The organism is Mesorhizobium sp. M1227 (assembly GCF_040318315.1).
GTDB lineage: Bacteria > Pseudomonadota > Alphaproteobacteria > Rhizobiales > Rhizobiaceae > Mesorhizobium.
The window spans coordinates 1-1052 of sequence record NZ_JAMYLZ010000103.1 but is presented as its reverse complement, the minus strand read 5'-3'; the positions used below and the strand labels follow the sequence as shown (position 1 = coordinate 1052).

The 1052-nt window shown below is 61.4% G+C and carries 1 protein-coding gene; it reads right to left on the bottom strand.

Features of this window, described 5'->3' with window-relative positions; all coding sequences use genetic code 11:
* Window positions 1-9: 9 nt before the first annotated feature.
* A protein-coding gene (locus tag NKH28_RS34285) for an IS630 family transposase (protein ID WP_352503943.1) occupies window positions 10-958 on the bottom strand; the annotation gives its coding sequence in 2 pieces (ribosomal slippage) (window positions 10-621 and window positions 623-958; 948 coding nt in all).
* Window positions 959-1052: the final 94 nt, after the last annotated feature.

Genomic DNA, 1052 nt, shown 5'->3' with positions numbered 1-1052 from the left:
TAGAGCCTTTCACGTTTTGATGGAAGCGTAGCCGGCGTTTGCGAAGTAGTTGTTGCATTCGGTTGCCTCGATCGTTTCAACGAGGTGGCCGATGTGGCGCCAAGTGTCCTCGACGGTACGTTTCTGAGCTTGGCGCATCCAGTGTTTGATTTTGGCAAAGGCCTGCTCGATCGGATTGAGGTCTGGGGAGTAGGGCGGTAGGTACCAAAGCCTGGCGCCGGCCGCCTTGATCATCTGCCTGATGGCCGCCGACTTATGACTTCCCAGATTATCCATGACGACGATGTCGCCGGGTTTCAGCACGGTGATGAGCTGCTGCTCGACATAGGCGCGGAAGCATTGGCCGTTGATTGGCCCGTCGAAGACGCAAGGTGCCGCGAGCCTATCGCAGCGCAGCGCGCCGAGGAAGGTCAGCGTGCGCCAGTGGCCGTGCGGGGCCAAGCCGCGCAGCCGCTCGCCCTTCGGCCCCCAACCGCGCAGCGGAGCCATGTTGGTCTTGATCCAGGTCTCGTCGATGAAGACCAGATGCTGCGGATCGAGGCCGGCCTGCCAAGAGCGCCATCGCTGACGCCTGCGGGCAATATCAGCGCGCGCCTGCTCAAGGGCGAACAGCGTTTTTTTTGAAGCTCAGGCCCTCGCGCCTCAAGAACATCCAGACCGCGTTGTGCGAGACCTTGACCCCGCGTGCGGCCAACTCATCCTTCAGACCATGCAGTGTCAGATGCGGCGTCTCACGCACACGCGCCTCGATGAAGGCACGGTGCGGCTCCAGCACCCTCTTGCGATGTCCGCCCATCTTGCCAGGCGCAACCGAGCCAGTCGCCCGATGGCGCTGCAACAACTTCACCGCCGCCGAAACCGAAATGCCGAACCGTTTCGCGGCCGACCGGCGGCTCTCGCCACCCAAAACCGCCGCTACAACACGTTCGCGAAGATCATCCGAAAGAGGTCGCGTCATCCGATGCTGGCCTCCACTCCAGCCAGCATCTTGAATCACAAAACCGACTGATCCGGAATCCCCTTCGATTCCGTCAAATCAGGAACCGCTCTAG